1 protein-coding gene is annotated in these 1,323 nt (G+C 65.3%); it reads right to left on the reverse strand.

Annotated elements, in window-relative coordinates:
• Positions 1 to 3: 3 nt before the first annotated feature.
• The coding region (locus GGR00_RS28170) for a formate--tetrahydrofolate ligase (protein WP_184702873.1) at positions 4 to 1,323 on the reverse strand (1,320 nt) is incomplete at its 5' end.

Below are 1,323 nucleotides of genomic sequence, written 5' to 3' on the forward strand. Positions count from 1 at the left end.
ATCTCAGAACAGGCCTTCGATCTGCCCGGCCTCGTTGAGGAAGATCTTTTCCGAGGACGGTGCCTTGGGCAGGCCCGGCATGGTCATGATCTCACCGCAGATGGCGACGATGAAGCCGGCGCCGGCGGCGAGGCGGACCTCACGCACCGGCACGACATGGCCGGTGGGCGCGCCGCGCAGGTTGGGGTCGGTCGAGAACGAGTACTGGGTCTTGGCCATGCACACCGGCAGGTGGCCGTAGCCGGCCTGTTCCCAGGCATGGAGCTGGTCGCGCACCGACTTGTCGGCGATCGCCTCCGAGCCGCGGTAGATGCGCTTGACGATGGTGTCGATCTTGTCGAACAGCTTCATGTCGTCGGGGTAGAGCGGGGCGAACTGCGAGGCGCCGCTCTCGGCGAGGCTGACCACCTTGTGGGCGAGTTCCTCGATGCCGGCCGAGCCATGGGCCCAGTGCTTGCAGACGATGGCTTCTTCGCCCATCGCCGCGACATATTCCTTCATCGCCGCGATCTCGGCGTCGGTGTCGGAGTAGAAGTGGTTGATCGCCACCACCGCCGGCACGCCGAACTGCTTGACGTTTTCGATGTGGCGGCCAAGGTTGGCGCAGCCCTTCTTCACCGCCTCGATGTTTTCCTTGCCCAGGTCTTCCTTCTTGACGCCGCCGTTCATCTTCATCGCGCGCACGGTGGCGACGATGACGGCAGCCGCAGGCTTCAGGCCGGCCTTGCGGCACTTGATGTCGAAGAACTTCTCGGCGCCGAGGTCAGCGCCGAAGCCGGCTTCGGTGACGACATAGTCGGCGAGCTTGAGCGCGGTGGTGGTGGCGACCACCGAGTTGCAGCCATGCGCGATGTTGGCGAACGGGCCGCCATGGACGAAGGCGGGGTTGTTTTCCAGCGTCTGCACCAGGTTCGGCTGGACGGCGTCCTTGAGCAGCACGGCCATCGCGCCGTCGGCCTTGAGGTCGCGGGCAAACACCGGGCTCTTGTCGCGGCGGTAGGCGACGATGATGTCGCCGAGGCGCTTCTCGAGATCCTTGAGGTCGGTCGCCAGGCACAGGATCGCCATGACTTCCGAGGCGACCGTGATGTCGAAGCCGGCTTCGCGCGGGAAACCGTTGGCGACGCCGCCGAGCGAGCAGTTGATCTGGCGCAGCGCCCGGTCGTTCATGTCCATGACGCGGCGCCAGACGACGCGGCGGGTGTCGATGTTGAGCTCGTTGCCCCAGTAGATGTGGTTGTCGATCAGCGCCGACAACAGGTTGTGGGCGGTGGTGATGGCGTGGAAGTCGCCGGTGAAGTGGAGGTTCATGTCCTCCATCGG

Source organism: Aminobacter aganoensis (genome assembly GCF_014206975.1).
GTDB lineage: Bacteria > Pseudomonadota > Alphaproteobacteria > Rhizobiales > Rhizobiaceae > Aminobacter > Aminobacter aganoensis.